The following is a 17,845-nucleotide window of genomic DNA, read 5'->3' as shown; positions in this document are numbered from 1 at the left end:
ATGAATTCTAACCAATGTTCTTTCTGCGGCAGAAAAAGAAGTGAAGTACAGATGCTGATTTCTGGGCAGAACGGTTTTATTTGTGAAAATTGTATAGAGCAGGCCCATGCGATTGTGAAAGATGGTGCCTCCAAAACAGGATACTCTCCTGCAGACAGCTTGGAAGAGCTTAAAAAGCCAAAAGAGATCAAAGAATTTCTCGATCAGTATGTAATAGGACAGGATCAGGCTAAAAAGCAGCTTTCAATAGCCGTGTATAACCATTATAAAAGATTGCTTCATGCTCAGGACGAAAACAGAGAAGTAGAGCTTGAAAAATCTAATATCATCATGATAGGGGAGACAGGAACAGGAAAAACCCTGTTGGCCAAAACCATTGCCAGAGAGCTTAATGTACCTTTCTGTATCGTAGACGCTACCATTCTGACAGAAGCCGGATATGTAGGGGAAGATGTTGAAAGTATCCTTTCAAGACTACTGATGGTAGCAGATTATGATGTAGAAAAAGCAGAAAAAGGGATTGTTTTCATTGACGAGATTGATAAAATTGCAAGAAAGTCCGATAACCCGAGTATCACCAGAGATGTTTCAGGAGAAGGAGTACAGCAGGGATTGTTGAAGCTTTTGGAAGGAAGCATCGTCAATGTACCACCACAGGGAGGAAGAAAGCACCCGGATCAGAAATATATTCAGGTCAATACCCAGAACATCCTGTTCATTGCCGGAGGAGCTTTTGACGGAATCAAGGAAATCATCGAGAGAAGAATGAATAAGCAGGCGATTGGTTTCAGTTCTGAAAAAATAAATAAAACAGACGAAGACGAATATATTTTAACAAATATCAATGCGATAGACCTTCGTTCTTTTGGACTAATTCCTGAACTTTTAGGAAGATTTCCGATCATTACCTATCTGGACAAGCTTACAAAAGAAACTCTGGTAAGAATCATGAAAGAACCTAAAAATTCAATTGTGAATCAATTTGTGGAGTTATTCAAAATGGATGGCACAGATTTGGTAATGACAGACGGAGCTATTGAAAGGATCGTTGAAGAAACTATTGAAAAAGGGTTGGGGGCAAGAGGTCTGAGAGGTACCACAGAAAAGGTTTTGGAAGACTATATGTTTTCAATAGGAGAGGAGAAAAAAATTACCTTGACGGAAGATAATATTTTGATTAATAGATAAAAAGTTTTTTTTTTAAAGAAAAAAATAATACCTTTGCGGGTGAAGATTGTATTAACACACAAATAATTTATACAATGAGAAAAAGTTTATTTGCTATAGGTCTTTTAGCCGTTAGCTATTCTGTTCAGGCGCAGAATGTTTTATGTCACGTAGACTCTAACGCTAATATGTATGTGAGCGAAGGCACCCTAGTTTATAGCGGTGGCGGTGTACAAACAAGAGACAACGGTCTAGTGGAGGTACACGGGAACGTAATGGTTGTAGGAACAGGTGCGGATGCTTTTAAAACAATTGATGCCGGCGGTGCAGATAAAACCACTGGTAACAATATCGTTTTAAAGATGAATACTCCGGGCTCGTATGCTACTTCTACTTACGGACAGCTTTACATCGATGGATTATCCCAATCCAACGTTACTGGTATTGTAACTAAAGAATACCGAAATGCCAAACATGGTAATGGTGATTTTTACCAACAGATTGCTTTGCCTTTCAATGAAAAGGTATTATCATCCCTTTCTGGAGAACTTAACAAAACTTTCACAGGAGCAAGATATTCTAAAAATGAAATCTTAATGTGGAATAATGCTTCTGTTGTATCGGATACCAAACCTGTTGCATCAGCTACTGATGTCACTACAGCCCACGGGTATTACATGCTCGGATCAAAAGGTAATAATTTAGATCTTAGTAATCCTCCTTCTGCCAGCGGGGTTTATTCAATTAACGGTAAACCTTATTCTACTTTAGCTACTGCTAACCTGACAAATGCTGGTGCCAATATTGATTTTGGTGCAAATGGTACTAATAAGAATGGGTATAACGAAAAATACAACACCTATCTTTGGGACCAATTTGAAGAAACCAACAGTCTTTGGGCGGGAACCTTTGGTAAAAACATCTACGAATTTGGAAACCCTTTCTTAACCAACATCGATTTGTCAAGAATCGGATATAATGAAGGTGGAGTAAGTGATGGTAACGCCATTTCCAATATCTGGGGAGTTCAGTATTCACCAGGAGAAGTACAATATGTAAACGGAGTAGGAAGTACATTTACCAACCCGCTTACGATGACTTTTGATGTGAATTCACATATTCCTATTGGGGACGTTAATAATTTGGTTGTAAAACCAATGGGAACCTTCATTATGAAGTTAAGAGATAACTCTGCCCAGACTTTGAATTTTAACACCCTTAGAAGATTTAGCGGTACAGCCAGAGCAGCTGGTGTAGATTATAGTGTAACAGCTAACAAATCTGCAGTTAAAAAGACGACTAGCGGAACTGTAAAACAATTAGGAGTGATTGGTTTAGATGCCAATGGTAATGAAGTAGCAAGAGCATATTATGTAGTGACTCCAAACGCTACTACAGGTCACCAGATTTCTAATGATACCTCAGTACAGGCAGCTACAGATAAAAGCAATAGCCTTGTTACCTATGAAGAAGCTTTAACCGGAGGACAGGATCCTAATTATGCAGGGCAGTATCTGTTATACATTAATGAAGCTAATGAAAATAACTTCTTAGGAAAAAATATCGTAATGGATAACTTCGATTACGGTACCGCAAGTCAGAGAATAACATCTTATAAATTTGAAATCAGAGAGAACGCTGAGTTGATTCCTGCAGGAGTACATCAGTTGTCTTCAGGAACTGGTTTCTATTATATGTCTTCTAACGGAAACGCAGAAGAAGCTAAACAAGGAGCTGTGATTCCTGTAAGCTCTAAGACTTATAATTTATATTACGGAGAGCCAAGTAAAGGTACTCTGATCACTAAGGAGACTAGTGCAGTGTCTAAAACTGCGGTTGTTTATAACCCTGCAGTTAGCAACTATATCGTTAGATTTGATCCAAGCTGGAAAAAAGCAGATATTGAAGTTTATGATATGAGTGGTAAGCTTATTATCTCTAAGAAAGCAGTAAATACATCCAGAGATTTTGTAATTGAACTTGATGGTTCAGTGAAGAGTTCTTATGTTGTAAAAGTGGTTTCTGATAAAGGAGTAATTGTTAACACTAAAATCTTAAAATAATAATATGAAGACTATAAATAAACTAGTATCGGCTCTTTTGCTTTTTGTAATATCATTTGCATATGCAGAAGAAATTCCACCTGCACCTAATTCTGCAGGCAGAGCGGGAACAGGAGGTGGAGGACCAGGTGCTCCAGCATCACCCATCGATATGTATGTATATGTATTAGGAATTGTAGCAATCGCATTCATTTTCTTCTATACTAAAAAATACAAAAGCATAAAAGCATAAATTTTTATTAAAATAATATTAAACTCTCTGATTAGTCAGAGAGTTTTTTTATTTTTACTCTATGAAAAAGATTTATACACTATCTGCGCTTTTAGCAGCTTTTGCATTGCAGGCTCAATTTACAGTCACAATTCAGGCTCCGGCAGATTTTAAAGATAAGGATGCAATTCTCTATACATTAAACGGATCAAAAGATATTGTTGTTACAAAAGAACAAAGTAAAAACAGTACATGGACATTCAAGTACCCCAGCAATTATGTAGGAATGATGAAAGTCTATTTCCCGGATTCCAATAATACCGTAAGCTTTATTTCCGAAAATAAAAATGTAAACTTTAAGCTGAATGTTCAGAATAGTAAAGTAAAAGATGTGATCTATCTGGATGAAGCCAATGAACTGATGAGCAAACAACAGGAAGGTTCTCAGAAAAAAGAACTTATTCTGCCTGCATTGGCTCAGATCAAAGAATATTATAAAGATAATACAGACTTCGGAAAAGCCTTGAAAACGGAGATTGACAGACTTTCCGGTACTTCTGCAGCTATTGACCCGGCACAACATCCGTTTATAGCCTATTATAACACGAATTACAGCAAGTTCTTGGGAAATCAATCCGATCCGTCCAAAAAAATAAATCAGGACGAAGTAATCAACTTTCTGGACAAATCCGGAGATATGCTTGAATCTTCATCATTATTGAGACCGATCCTGGTTGCTTACCTGAACTCAGGAGGGAATACCAACGTTGCAGGTTCTGTGGATAAACTTCTGGATCGTCTGAAAGTAGAAACCCCAAGAGGACAGACTGTTTTATCAGAGCTGATCGATATTTTTGATGTTTATCAGATGGATGAATTTAAAAACAAATATCTGACACAGGCAAAGAACCTTAAATGTACCATCAATGACAGGCTGGCTTCTACATTGAAGTCTAATGCCAATATTGAAATGGGAGCTGTTTTCCCTAATTATAAGTTCCAGTCACCTGTCAATACAACGGCGAAATCTCTTCACGATGTAAAAGCAGATAAAAAGGTGATTATCTTCTGGTCGTCTACCTGCTCACACTGTGAAAGCGAACTTCCGAAACTTTTGGAAAAATACAATGAGCTTAAAGCAAAAAATATTCAGGTTGTAGCCCTGTCTTTAGATGTAGATAAAAATTCTTACACTAAAAAGATTGCCGCATTTCCTTGGATCAATGACTCAGAATTGAGAGGATGGAACAGTTCTTACGTAGATACATACAATGTTCATGCAACTCCGACGTATTTTATTTTAGATGCTAACAATAAGATAATCAACAAACCAGATCATGTTGGAGATGTTTTAGAATATTTTAAGTTAAAATAATTTTGGAGGTAAAGAATATTTTTATATATTTGCACCACCAAAACGGCGAGGTAGCTCAGTTGGTTAGAGCGCAGGATTCATAACCCTGAGGTCACGGGTTCAATTCCCGTCTTCGCTACAATAAAAGGAAAAGCAATGTCGGCTTTTCCTTTTTTCTTTTATATACCTTTTGAAAACTGATTCTTTAAATTTATTCAACCAGCTCATATTTTAGGGGGATCAGGGATCAGTACCAAAGATTGTGGACCCAGCAAAAAATTGAGTTCATCTGAATAGAAAAAATGTTATATTCTTTACCCATTAGAATCAACAGTTGTGGAGATAGGGTTTCACGCAAAGCTTCATGTTTGTGTATGCTTTATTTTAAGTGAGCTAAAAAGGGATCGATGTTCAATCGATCTGAAGAAGCGAGCGCATAGTCACAAAGCTTCATCAGCAACGAAGTTGCATTACTTAGCTTCCTAAAATAAAGTATTCGAATCACTAATTCTTTGTGTCTATAAATTTTAGAATAATCAATCGGTATTCAATTGTTTTACCACAGCTTTTGAGACTGATCCGAGAAACTTCTAATACCATCATGGAAATCTACGCTCAGCAAAAGAAATGTATGGATTTTAATAAGTATGAACTTTATATTCTTAAAAGTAAAACCAGTAAAACATCTTCCAAAGAAAACCGCACGGTAAAATAAATAAAAAATAAACCCGCAATCTGCGGGTTTATTTTTTATGATGTGTTCATTTAGCTTTGATAACCGAGTAATTTTCTGATCTGATAGAAGAACCTTTCAATAAGCCTTAAATCCTGCGTTACAATTTCTGCAGTACCTCTAAGTTCTTTATCGAAGGTAAGGTTCTTATTGTAGCTTGTTTTTAATCCTTTCGGCAGGATAACATCTACATAATAATTTCCTTTTTCATCCGGGATCAGAGATATGTTCTGAACTTTTCCTTCTATGATACCATATTCCTGGAAACGGTAGTTGTCAAGTTTGATCAAAACTTTCTCTCCAGGGAGGATTTTTCCGGAGTTAATGGTAGGGACAGACATTCTGCCTACTAACTTCTCTTTGTTCTCCGGAAGAATAGACAGGATAGGTTCACCACTTTTCACAAACTGATTTTCTCCAAAAAACTGTTGGAAACTGGCCACGCCATTTGTAGAAGATATTACGAGATAATTCTGCTCCCATTGTTTCAATGTTTTTCGCAATTGCTCAAACAGCTGTAAAGTCTGGGAAGAGTAGGTTATTTTATCTTTTTCTGTATTGATGGCAGTTCCGCTTCTTGTTTTATTAAGATTAGAAATACCTTCTTCTGCCTGGGAAATAGAAATATTGATATTTTCAAGGTTTTGCTGTGCCTGAAGATATTTGATTTTTTCATTTTCAAGTTCCATGGCCGAGATGACTCCCTGGTTGAAAAGCTCCTGAGATCTGTTAAAGTTTTTCTTAGTCAGATCATACTTTAATGACTCAAGGCTTTTTTGCTGTCTTAAAGTGGCCATTCTTACTTTATATTCAGAAATACTCTGATTGGTAGCCAGGTTCTCCGGTGCATAAGGCTGTAGTCTGGTAAATAGCTCTTCGTCCTGAAATGCTTTTGCAAAGCTGTTGTATTCACCCTGTATTTCCCCCAGTTTAAATCCGGCTGTTCTGGAAATAGGGAAAGAATACAGCTTATTGGGAGCAATAGAATCTACTATCTCTTTCAGTTCCAAAATATCCTTATAGTTGGCTGCAGACTGCATCACCATCAATACTTCATTTTTTTTGACCTGCTGATGGTCTTTAATGAATATTTTTTCAATCTTGGAATTGATTCTGGCCTCTATTTTTTCAGGCGGATTCTGAGAAGTTACCACAATAGGAGCGGGTACAAATTCCGGATATTTTATAATGTAGCTCATCACAAGGATCAACAGGAGAATAATAAATATAATCGTGTTTCCCCAGCGTATCATCCAATGCGGAGGCTGGGTAAGGATGTCCTGTACACTTTCTGAGCGAAGTTCAATATTATCTAAAACGTCTTCTTTCATTTTTTTTAAGTAAAAGTTTCCCCAATGTTTAAGGAAAAATATAATTTAACTAAATAGGCAGTTTCCCACTAGATGCTGCGATACTGAACTAGCTTCCTAATTCAAGCTGATTTCTTACCAGTCTGTAGTATTCGCCTCTGAGGTCTACCAGCTCTGCGTGGCTGCCTTCTTCTACTACCTTTCCTTTATCCAGTACAATGATCTTGTCGGCATGCCTTACAGTAGAAAGTCTGTGGGCAATTACTATTGCGGTCTTGCCTTTGAAAAACTGTTCAAGGTTTTCCATAATCACTTTTTCATTATTAGCATCCAGTGCTGATGTGGCTTCATCAAATAAAATATATTCCGGAGATTTATATACAGCCCTTGCGATGAAGAGTCTTTGTTTCTGTCCGCCACTTACGCCCACACCTTCATTTCCGATCTTTGTATTGTAGCTTAGCGGAAGACTTTCTATAAATTCTTTGATGTTGGCAATCTCTACGGCACGTCTCAGTTTTTGTTTGTCAATATGATCTTCTCCTACAGCGATATTATTGGCAATCGTATCATTGAAGACGTAGCCTTCCTGCATCACCACTCCGCAATGATCTCTCCAGAATCTTGGCGATACATTTTTCAGATTGGTATTTCCAATTCTGATCTCTCCCTGATCAGGGTCATAAAACTTCATCAGAAGCTTCAATAGAGTTGTTTTTCCACTTCCGCTGGCCCCTACAATAGCAGTGGTCTGGCGATAAGGAATGGTAAGACTCAGGTTTTCAAAAACCGGAACATCGGACCCGATATATCTGAATGACATATCAGTAATTTCGATGTCTTTCTGAGGAACCTCCATAGCATATTGCTCGTTCTTATCTTCTTCGTCTTCTTTATCGTGAATTTCACCTAATCTTTCAAGAGAAATTTTAGCATCCTGAGTTTGCTTGATGAAATCGATAAGCTGTAAAAGCGGGCTATTCAGCTGTCCGATGATATATTGTACAGAAAGCATCATCCCCAGGGTCAGGTTTCCGCTCAGTACCAGTTTCGCCGAAAGGAAACTTACGAGAATATCCTTGATCTGGTTGATAAAGTTTCCTCCTACAGACTGCCATTGTTCTAAAGAGAGAGATTTTATTCTGATTTTGAATAATTTTACCTGTAGAAATTCCCAGTCCCAGCGTTTTTGTTTCTCTGCATTATGCATTTTGATCTCCTGCATTCCGTTGATCAGTTCGATCACCTTACTCTGTTCCTGAGAAACCTGAGAGAACCTTTTGTAGTCAAGCTCTTTTCTTTTTTTCAGGAAGAACATGATCCAGCCGATATAAGATACCGCTCCTACCAGATAGACAATGAAAAGTCTGTAATCATAAAATAAGAGAACGATACTGAAAATAATAAGGTTGACCAAAGAGAATAGCGTGTTCAGTGAAGAACTGGTCAAAAGCTGTTCAATTCTGTGATGGTCATTAATTCTCTGCATAATATCTCCGGTCATCCTGGTATCGAAGAAGCTTATGGGAAGCCTCATCAGTTTGATAAAGAAGTCGGAGATAATCGAAATATTGATCCGGGCCGAAAGATGGAGTAAGATCCAGCTTCGGATGGATTCTATTCCCATTCTTCCAAGGAAAAGCATGATCTGGGCAAGCAGCACAAGATAAATAAAATTAATATCCTGGTTCTGTATTCCGACGTCTACGATACTTTGGGTAAGAAAAGGAAAGATCAGTGAAAGTAAACTGCCTGCCAATAGTCCTACGGCAAGCTGAATAACAAGTGTTTTGTATTTGTAAAGATATTTGGAGAGGAAAGTAAAGCTGGCTTTGCTTTCTTCGCTGTCAAATTCGGTCTGGAAGAATGCCGGGGTTGTTTCCAGGATCAGGGCAATCCCTTCTTCTGTATTTTCATTGGCATTTTCACCGATCCAGAATTTGATGAACTCGTCCCGTGTATACGTAATAAGTCCGTAGCTGGGATCTGATATATAGATCTTATTATTTTTATCAATTTTATAAACGACTACAAAATGATTTTTGTTCCAGTGTAGAACACAAGGAAAAGGAACCTCTTCTTTGAGGGTATTAAAGTCGATTTGGACTCCCATTGAACGGAATCCAAGATTTTCTGCAGCATCACTCAACCCAAGGAGACTGCTGCCTTCACGTGTTGTTTCAGAGAGGTTACGGATCTGCTGCAATGATATGCTTTTACCGTAATATTTGCTTACGATCCTGAGACAGGTAGGCCCACAGTCTTTAGTGTCCGGTTGCTTATAAAAAGGAAATTTCTTCAAAACTAATATTCATTATAAAATGTCGTCAATAGATGACGACATTTTTAATTGTATTCAAAATTCTAACTCAAGGGATGGCTGCTTAGTAATAGCACCATTTGTTGCAGGCATTGATCGCCCCTTCTTTGGGTGGGTTGATCTTAGATTCGCAATAGCTTGCTTCGCTTTGGATTCTTGCACATTCTTCGGTAATTCCGCCTTTTAAAGTGCTTAAACTCGTTCTGGAAAGTTTTTTTAAATTTTTCATAATAAATAGTTTTTGGTTTGTAAGTTACAGATCTTTCCGTCGATTGATTTGTTTTTCCTAAGATAGTGAAATTTTCAAACGAAAGAATTTATTTGTTAAATCTCCTCATCGTCTATTAATTCATCGATAAAGAATAAAAGATCTTCACGGTCATATTTATCCGGGAATTGGTATCCGTTGATGATAAAGATCGGCGTAAAGCTTAAACCTGCATTACTGTTTTCTTTAGACATTTCTACCAGCGGATTCATGTTTTCTGAGGTAGGTTTCCCTCCGGACAGCGCATTGATTTTGCTTTCATCCTTTGTTTCGAACCAGGTTTCTACAGCGTGCAGAAAGTCTTTCTCTGGTTTATTATGGTAAATATGAGTAAGATCAGAGATCAGTTGATTATATTCTGGATGAGCTCTTTCTGGAGAATAATTGAATCGCATCTGCAAAGAAATATCATTAGGGTATTTCTCCAGAAGACCTTCTGCCAGTTTATGAGCATCTTTACAGAAGCCGCAGTATGGGTTTGATACAATAGAAATACGAAGTTTCGAATCCTTCTGACCTACTGAGAAAGTTTGAGTATTCTGGAACCCGATTTTTTCATTCTGCAGCATCTGGCTTTTAAAAAGCTCATAGTTTCTTTTGAATCTTAGATTTTTGGCGTTGGATTTCTGAAGCGTTTCTTTTTCTTCAAGAAGGGTGTTGAAATATTTTACAGAAGAGAAAATAAGAGCCCATAAAATAACAGTTAGTAAAAGTGCCCCGATTCCAAAAGACAGATTCTGGAAGAATACAATGCTTAAGATCAGTTGAGCTGCAAGGATAGAGATGATCAACAGACAAACTCTGCAGAAAGCTTTTTCTACAAATGCCTGAATATACACTGAATATCCTATCGCAATCACGGAAACAAAAGCGAAACCTTTAACGATATAAGCGGTTACAGGTAAAAATAATCCCAGAATAGCCAGTCCGATAAAATAGATCAATGAAAAATCAGAGAACTTCAGGCCTAAAATACTGGTTTTATCCTGTTTGATGATCTTATCACAGGAATTGACGCTTTGGGCCGCAGCAGCTCCGCCGCCTCCACATATACTTCCGATCACGGTAGAGGTATTTCCGAATTTCTGATTGAAAATTTCAAGCGAAATATAAACCCCTGCCAGTGACAGAATATTGAAAATAGCTTCAAATATAGTTTGGCTTATAAAAGAATAGGCAATGATCACGACAAAAATGCCATACATAACCGGCTTGAAATTGAAAACCGATTTAGTCTCTGCTTTTTCAGTTTTTTCAAACAAAAGAACAAAGTCTGTAGATTTTTTATAAAGTTCGTCTTTTTCGAAAGTTTTTGCTTTTTCTGAATAGACGGCATAGCTACTTCCTGACTTTTTTACCAATGAGAAAGCATTTTCTACAATTGCGATAAACTCTTCCGGCAATTCATCCCAATATTCTTTGTCAAGTTCATAAGCATCATTCTTTACCCCCATAAAATTTAATGTATCACTAAATGCCAATGCAGAAGGATAATTGGGGTGGGAATTAAACTGGAAAATAAACTCCTGTTTATCAAGTTTGAGGTAGTTAATTAGTTTATCAAAAATCATATTAATATTTTTATCTAAAATACACAGATGTTTTAAATATACAAAAAAATTTTTCTTTTATTAGTGAGATATAGACGGTAGTTGGTAGATTTGTTTTGACTTTCAATATTTTATTTTTCAGAATCTGATGAAAAAAAAGGAGAATTGTAAGTTGTTTGGTTTTTAAAGAATAGACTGTTTTTCTATGGTCTTAGCATTTATTTGATAGGAAAATATTTAATTTTACAGTCACATCATCCTTGAAACAGGATATTATTAAATAAAAAAAACATTGATGCGTTATCAACAAAAATTATTTTTGAGTTTTCCTTTGCTTATTGCTGCTTTTTACAATGCCCAAAAAACCAATCCGGCGCCTTCCCAACCTGTGACAGATGAATATTTTGGAATGAAGATCACAGATGAACACAGAAATTTAGAAGACCTGGAAAATCTTTCAACAAAAGAATGGATGAAGTCTCAGACTGCTTACACCAATTCTGTCCTTGATCTGATCCCTAAAAAGAATTATTATGTAGAGAAAAGATTAGAAATAGATAAAAGGCAGGGACATTCTGTATCTGACTTAGAAATATCTAAGAATAATAAGTATTTCTATTTAAGGAAAAACGGAGATGAAAAAGTGAGTAAACTTTATTATCGGGACGGTTTTTCAGGAAATGAAAAATTATTGTACGACCCTGCTGAATACAAAAGCGATGAGCCTAACCACAGTTTTGTGATCAATCATATCAGCCCAAGTTGGGATGGTGATAAAATTGCGGTTTCCATGTCTGAAAAAGGGAATGAAATGGCCGATGTCATTATTATAGATGTCAAAACAAGGCATATTCATCCCGAAATTATTACCAATGCAGCTCCTGCTACTTTTGATGGGATAAAATGGCTGGATGACAACAGTGGCTTCATCTATGTAGCTTTTTCGGTGACTGATCCTAAATCAAAGGACTTCTACAGAAACACAAGAACGGTTCTCTATACAATAGGGACAGATCCCAACACGATTCGTGAGGTCTTTTCTGCGAAAAACAACCCTGAGCTCAAGATAGAAGCGGATCAGTTTCCTATGATCCTGAGTTTTGATCAGGATCAGCAATATTATATAGGAATGATCGTAGACTATCAGACTTACAGAAAGACGTATATCATTAAGAAAAAAGATTTAGTGGAAGGGAAGAATAACTGGAAACCATTCTCTGATCCAAGCGATAATGCAAAAAGCTTAAGCATACAGAAAGATCAGGTGATTTTCCAATCCGGCTATAATTCGCCTTTCATTAAACTCTGTAAGACGGATGTTAAAAACCCGGATTTCAAAAATGCTGAGATTCTGATTCCGGAAAAAAACGGGGAAGAAATTAAAAGCTATCGGATAACGAAGGATGGAATTTATTATACCACTACAAAAAACGGAGTAGAGGCCAAACTGTATTTATACAAAGATGGGAAAGATCAACAGATTCAGATTCCTTTTCCATCAGGTAATATTAGATTGGAAAGCAAAGGCGGAGAGTTCTCCGATATATGGATCACATGTTCCGGTTGGGCGAACGATGAACAACGTTTTAGATATGATGTAAAAACCAACAAGTTTAAACCTGAAAATCTTGCTCCTGTTGCTGAATACCCGGAATTTAAAAACATCATAGTTAAAGAAATTACCATAAAAGCCAGAGATGGTGAAGAAGTTCCCGTTTCTTTAATATATAATAAAAATATAAAGAAGGATGGTCAGAATCCATTATTGATAGATAGCTATGGATCTTATGGAGTAAGCAGTACCCCTTTTTTTGCAAGAACGTACTTATTATGGGCGAGTGAAGGAGGTTTGGTTGCTATTGCACACGTAAGAGGTGGCGGAGAAAAAGGAGAGAAATGGCGTTTAGGAGGCTATAAAACAACAAAACCGAACACCTGGAGAGACCTGATAGACTGTACGGAATATTTGATCAATGAAAAATATACCTCAAAAGAAAAAGTCGCTATTTGGGGAGCCAGTGCAGGCGGGATTACGGTAGGAAGAGCAATGACCGAAAGACCGGACCTTTTTAAAGCTGTTATTGTAGAAGTAGGAGCTACGAATATGCTGAGAGATGAATCTGCCGTCAATAGCCAGCCTAAAGAATTTGGCTCTGTGAAAAATCCGGAAGAATTTAAAGGATTACTTGAAATGGACGCTTACCAGCATATCCAGAAAGGGACTAAATATCCTGCCACCTTTATAACAGGAGGTCTGAATGATCAGAGAGTAACACCATGGATGCCTACAAAGTTTGCCGCCAAATTAATTGCAGCGAATACTTCTTATAATCCTGTATTATTGAAAATAGATTTTGAAGGTGGCCATGCAGGCAATGTACCTATTGCACAACGGTATGCCAATATAGGAGATATGTTTACATTCGCATTATGGCAACTGGGACATCCCGATTACCAGCCTAAAGCTAAAGTCAGATGAAAACTTTTCAGATGAAGCTTTTTTATACCCTATTTTCCCCATAACATGATTATTTTTTAATCAGAAAAATGACTCTATTTTGAGGGGAATTAAAAGAATACAAATTTTAGAAATATGTCATCATAAAATGCAGATAACTCTAATTTTTCAACTATGGAAAATAAGGGGAAATGAAAATGTTTATTTTGCAATTAAATGACTGTTTCTGTATTGTATTTTTATGTTAAATATGAATTTAACATAATTATTCTACGATATATGGAAAATGGTTGTAGTTGAAGGGAGGGGGTGCTGAACTCAAAAAAACTTAAAAAATCATAAAGTTTTCATAAAGTTTTAAAAAAGGAGATAAATGTTTTTGTATTTATAAAATATGTTGTACTTTTACATCGCCTTGAATGAGGGAACAAGTCAAGGTAATAAATTTTTTTTCATCATTTGTGTTTTTAGAATCGTATCGCCTGATACGATTCTTTTTTTATGACTATTTTGTACCAGGTCCAATACCTAATGATTAAGTAAAAGAACCGTCATCTGAAGATAAAAACACTTATTATTTTCTCCTTTCCGAATTATATCCTGATTTTTTATTCACACAAAATGATATTGATCCCAGTGCTTTATTTTCAGCGGGAAAAAGAGAGAAATTTTGTTGTAGAGTTATGGGTAAGTTTAGAAACGATCAATCCCACCTTAGCTTCCTTGCCATGTGTGTCATTGTTTGTAAAATTTTCGTGTGAGATTTAAAGTATATTAATTCAAAAACTGAACGCCGCCCAATTGCTGAGGCTGATCAGCTATTTTTCGTAATTCAGAAGGAGATCGATGAAATAGGAATAAGTGACAGAACCTTCCTGTTGGTTACTTTTCAGGAACAGATTGTTGGTGAATCCGAAGAAATCATCCAGCCAGCCCTGATGGCTATAGACGAAAGCCTTTTCATAAGCACGGTCTCTTTTCATGGCAGGAGAATAGCTGTTAAGAACTGATTTTACGAACTTAGGATCCTCTTCCACAATAAACCTTAAAAGACTTTTTAAAGTAAAAAATTCAGTACTGTATTTCAATTCCGGGTTGCCGGATCTGATCCCGATTAAATATCCCACAAAATTAGCCTCTTGTTCTCTGGCAAATCCAAGCTGATGAGAACTTTCATGAGCCGTTGTAAAAGGAATAAAAGTGGAAGGAAGTTCAGAATTATATTGAGCTTCTGCAGTGAAAGGATTGTAATACCCCAGAATACCTGTAAAACTCATGACATTCCTGAACAGACTAGGTTTGATCGCTAAAACCTGTGGTGCTTTTTTGCTTGAAATATAGGATGGCAGTTTTCTCTGTTGGTGAAGAATTTCCTGCTGTATAGATCTAAGGTCTGTAATCATAAATACCCCTTTCTTGTCTTCATGCACGGCTTCTCTGGAAGTTTTACACTTTTCGAGATAGCGGAGGGCCAATTCTTTAGCTTTGGCAACTTTCGGCTCTTCCTGAGTTCTGAGTTTCTTGATGATAGGAGTCTGAAAGTAGAGCATACCCCAGAATATCTGATAAATAAAATAGAAAATATTTACCGTTACCAAAAGTCTGAACACAGCCTTGTTTCTGCTGTTCTTTCTGAATAAAGAAATAAGACAAAACAACAGAAAAATACCCAAAAGAATATAGATAACATCTCCCATAGAAAAGGAGACCCAACTGAACAGCATCTGATGAATTTTCTTTTGGATTTCAAAAAAACTTTCGAAGAAAGAAATCATCAGTTTTGACTTTGAGAAAAAGTAAAATAAAAGAAATTGGGCAAGTAATAAACCTGCCCAAAATCTCTTCTTCTTATATATATGTAGTATATTCTTAGTGAGCACCTTCGGATTCTAAAACGTCAACGTTAATTCCCTGTCTAAATAAAGATTTTTTAGCCAGATATGCAAATAATGTAATGTAAACAAAACATAATACAGGAATAATGTAAGAACTGTGGATACCGATAATATCTGAAAGCTTACCCTGAAGCGGCGGAATAATACCTCCTCCCAAGATCATCATTACAAGGAATGCAGATCCCTGAGCCGTATATTTTCCTAATCCTGTAATCGCCAGGGTGAAAATAGAAGGCCACATAATACTGCAGGCAAGACCTCCCGAAAGGAAAGCATAGATTGCAACATTTCCAGTAGTCAATAGTCCGGTAATCATGGCCGCTGTTCCAAACAATCCGAAGATAATAAGCGTGACCGCCGGTTTATTTTTACTGATCAGGAATAAGATCACCTGGATAGCCACACATACCGCATAGAAATAAAGGTGAGACATGTCTTTCTGCGCAATCGTATTGATCCCGATAATTACGGAAAATGCGATAAAAGGAACAATGATTGTAGCAATCGTCTGTTGTTGCTTATTCAGATTGAAAACAGCAATAGCTCCTGTCCATCTACCGATCATTAAACTTCCCCAATACATAGAAATATAAGGAGCAAGGTCCGAAGACTGATGGCCCCCGAATTCAGGCATACTGAGAAGCTCTCCCAGGTTACTTCCTATGGCAACTTCCACCCCTACATACGCAAGGATAGCGATCATCCCCAATACAAGCTGCGGGTATCTCATAGCACCCCATCCTTCAGAGTTTTTCTTAGCACTGGAATTGGCAAATACAAGACAGATGATTACAGCAAGTAAAGCGCCACCCAGATACACCATTCTCTTTTTTTCCAAAGGATGTTTTATGGTTTCCAGCTTGGCTTTTGTCTTCACAATCTGAGCTTCATAAGCAGCAGCGTTTGCCGGCTTGGTTTCTTCCTTTGCCAGTTTTTCAAACATGGTTATTTCATTGCCCAGTTTTTCAATATCTTTTGCTTCTTCAGAATTGTAACTGTTGAATACAGGAATGAAAAACAGAATAACAAGCACGGTCATAGCAATCAGTGTTTTTCTTGCTTTTCCTGCCTTTTCCATAGGCTCAGTAGAAATTCCGTCAGGTAATTTTTTTGAAAAATAAAAAATCCCTGCGGCAATAAGGAATAAAGCTCCTACTGCAGTGTACAGTAAAATTACTTTATCCAGAGCCAGATGTTTGATCTGATCATCATCTACCGTAGCAGTAGTCCCGAAAAGAGCCAGTCCTACGATAATAGGCCCAATGGATGTTCCGAAAGAGTTGATTCCCCCTGCAAGATTCTGTCTGCTCGCTCCGGTTTTAGGATCACCCAAAAGCACGGCAAAAGGGTTGGCAGCAGTCTGCTGGATAGAAAAACCTAATGCAACCACAAAAAGCCCGATCAGCATTCCGTAGTAAACATTGCTCTTTACAGCGAGAATCATAATAGCAGCTCCAATGGCAGAGAGTAACAGTCCGTAGACAATACTCTTTTTATACCCCCATTTACCGATAATATCAATGCCTTTTATGGTACTGGCAATAAAGAGCAGCAATGCTCCCAGAAAGTAAGCCGTATAAAAAGCAAAATCTATTAACTGTGACTGAAACTGGTCGAGAGAGAAATAGTTTTTACAGAAAGGGATGAAGATACTATTGCCGGCAGCAATGAATCCCCAGAAAAAAAATACAAGTACAAGCGTGTACAGTGCCGGGTAATTAGTCGGCTGGTTGGTTTTTGACATATTTTATTGAAAATTTCGCAAACAAATATAATTAATTCTTTTAAATAGAGTGCTCTGTGAGCGTTTTTTTAATAAGTTGGTAAGCCTCTTCTTTAAGGTCTTTTGGGGAGTCGGTAGGTTCTATAATTCCATTGAAATAGACCTTTACTCTTCCTGGGTAGCCTTTAGAGCTGTCAAAAGGAAACATTTCCTTCAGTCCGATAAAAGTATAGGCAGCGATAGGAGACTTGTGTTTCGAAGACAGGATGAATGCTCCATCCTTAAAATCATCTAAAATAATTGAGGTATCATCCGGGACACCGCCTTCAGGGAAAATGGCAATGCTGTTTCCTTCTTCCATTTTCTCAGCACATCTGCGGTATACATCTGCACGGCTTCTCGCACTGGCTCTGTCTACCATGACACATACCCTTTTATAAATAGTTCCGAAGATAGGAATCTTAACAAGTTCCTTTTTTCCAACAAAACAGATCGGGTGGTGGGGGAAAAGAATACAGGTCAGCATAATGTCCATGATCGAAGTATGATTCGAGATGAAAACATATTCCTTGCTCTTGTCTTTTTCCTGTTCCGAAAGTTTGATGAGATCATACCGGAAGCCCATTCCGTAAAACATTCCGAAGCACCATAACCTGACAAATTTATAAGCAAATTTGTAATGCTTTTTATTAAAAGACAGGATATAAACGGGGATTCCGAGAGTGATTGTTAAAACAAATGCCAATAGCAGCAGCCAGAACCTCCAGAGATAATTTAAAATTTTTGTCACAGC

At 37.2% G+C, this 17,845-nt stretch carries 12 protein-coding genes and 1 tRNA gene; 6 read left to right on the top strand and 7 right to left on the bottom strand.

The window, feature by feature from the left end; all coding sequences use genetic code 11:
- From clpX to AC106K_RS25815, 5 genes are all read left to right on the top strand, one after another.
- Nucleotides 1-1,188: an ATP-dependent Clp protease ATP-binding subunit ClpX gene (clpX, locus tag AC106K_RS25835; RefSeq protein WP_482448472.1), complete on the top strand. Its 1,188-nt coding sequence runs from the start codon at nt 1-3 to the stop codon at nt 1,186-1,188.
- 74 nt (nt 1,189-1,262) lie between these two features.
- Nucleotides 1,263-3,230 (top strand): T9SS type A sorting domain-containing protein, encoded by a 1,968-nt coding sequence (locus AC106K_RS25830; RefSeq protein ID WP_482448470.1) that lies wholly within the window; start codon nt 1,263-1,265, stop codon nt 3,228-3,230.
- Nucleotides 3,231-3,234: 4 nt separating this feature from the next.
- Complete coding sequence (locus AC106K_RS25825) at nt 3,235-3,462, top strand: signal peptidase (protein ID WP_482448469.1); 228 nt, start codon at nt 3,235-3,237, stop codon at nt 3,460-3,462.
- A 61-nt stretch (nt 3,463-3,523) separates the two neighbouring features.
- Complete coding sequence (locus AC106K_RS25820) at nt 3,524-4,816, top strand: TlpA family protein disulfide reductase (protein ID WP_482448467.1); 1,293 nt, start codon at nt 3,524-3,526, stop codon at nt 4,814-4,816.
- A gap of 44 nt (nt 4,817-4,860) precedes the next feature.
- Nucleotides 4,861-4,934: transfer RNA gene (locus AC106K_RS25815), tRNA-Met, on the top strand.
- Nucleotides 4,935-5,560: 626 nt separating this feature from the next.
- Here AC106K_RS25815 and AC106K_RS25810 read toward each other — a convergent pair.
- The 4 genes from AC106K_RS25810 to AC106K_RS25795 all read right to left on the bottom strand — a co-directional run bounded on the left by AC106K_RS25810 (nt 5,561) and on the right by AC106K_RS25795 (nt 10,997).
- A complete protein-coding gene (locus AC106K_RS25810) occupies nt 5,561-6,859 on the bottom strand; it encodes an HlyD family secretion protein (protein WP_047098609.1) in 1,299 nt (432 codons plus the stop codon).
- An 88-nt stretch (nt 6,860-6,947) separates the two neighbouring features.
- A complete protein-coding gene (locus AC106K_RS25805) occupies nt 6,948-9,140 on the bottom strand; it encodes a peptidase domain-containing ABC transporter (protein WP_047098610.1) in 2,193 nt (730 codons plus the stop codon).
- Nucleotides 9,141-9,222: 82 nt separating this feature from the next.
- Nucleotides 9,223-9,387, bottom strand: a complete 165-nt coding sequence (locus tag AC106K_RS25800; RefSeq protein ID WP_482448466.1) for a bacteriocin-like protein — start codon at nt 9,385-9,387, stop codon at nt 9,223-9,225.
- A gap of 95 nt (nt 9,388-9,482) precedes the next feature.
- On the bottom strand, nt 9,483-10,997 hold the full coding sequence (locus tag AC106K_RS25795) for a vitamin K epoxide reductase family protein (protein WP_482448465.1): 1,515 nt from the start codon (nt 10,995-10,997) through the stop codon (nt 9,483-9,485).
- A gap of 274 nt (nt 10,998-11,271) precedes the next feature.
- Here AC106K_RS25795 and AC106K_RS25790 point away from each other — a divergent pair, with 274 nt between their 5' ends.
- Nucleotides 11,272-13,455 carry a prolyl oligopeptidase family serine peptidase gene (locus AC106K_RS25790; protein ID WP_482448464.1) on the top strand — a complete coding sequence of 728 codons (2,184 nt, stop codon included), beginning with the start codon at nt 11,272-11,274 and terminating at the stop codon, nt 13,453-13,455.
- 797 nt (nt 13,456-14,252) lie between these two features.
- Here the strand turns inward: AC106K_RS25790 and AC106K_RS25785 are convergent.
- The 3 genes from AC106K_RS25785 to AC106K_RS25775 all read right to left on the bottom strand — a co-directional run bounded on the left by AC106K_RS25785 (nt 14,253) and on the right by AC106K_RS25775 (nt 17,842).
- Entirely contained in the window at nt 14,253-15,212 is a 960-nt protein-coding gene (locus AC106K_RS25785; RefSeq protein ID WP_482448599.1) for a DUF3810 domain-containing protein, read from the bottom strand.
- 91 nt (nt 15,213-15,303) lie between these two features.
- Nucleotides 15,304-17,073: an MFS transporter gene (locus AC106K_RS25780; protein WP_047098614.1), complete on the bottom strand. Its 1,770-nt coding sequence runs from the start codon at nt 17,071-17,073 to the stop codon at nt 15,304-15,306.
- A gap of 40 nt (nt 17,074-17,113) precedes the next feature.
- Entirely contained in the window at nt 17,114-17,842 is a 729-nt protein-coding gene (locus tag AC106K_RS25775; RefSeq protein ID WP_482448462.1) for a lysophospholipid acyltransferase family protein, read from the bottom strand.
- Nucleotides 17,843-17,845: the final 3 nt, after the last annotated feature.

Source organism: Chryseobacterium sp. FR048 (assembly GCF_056844665.1).
This window is presented reverse-complemented; position numbering and strand designations above follow the sequence as displayed.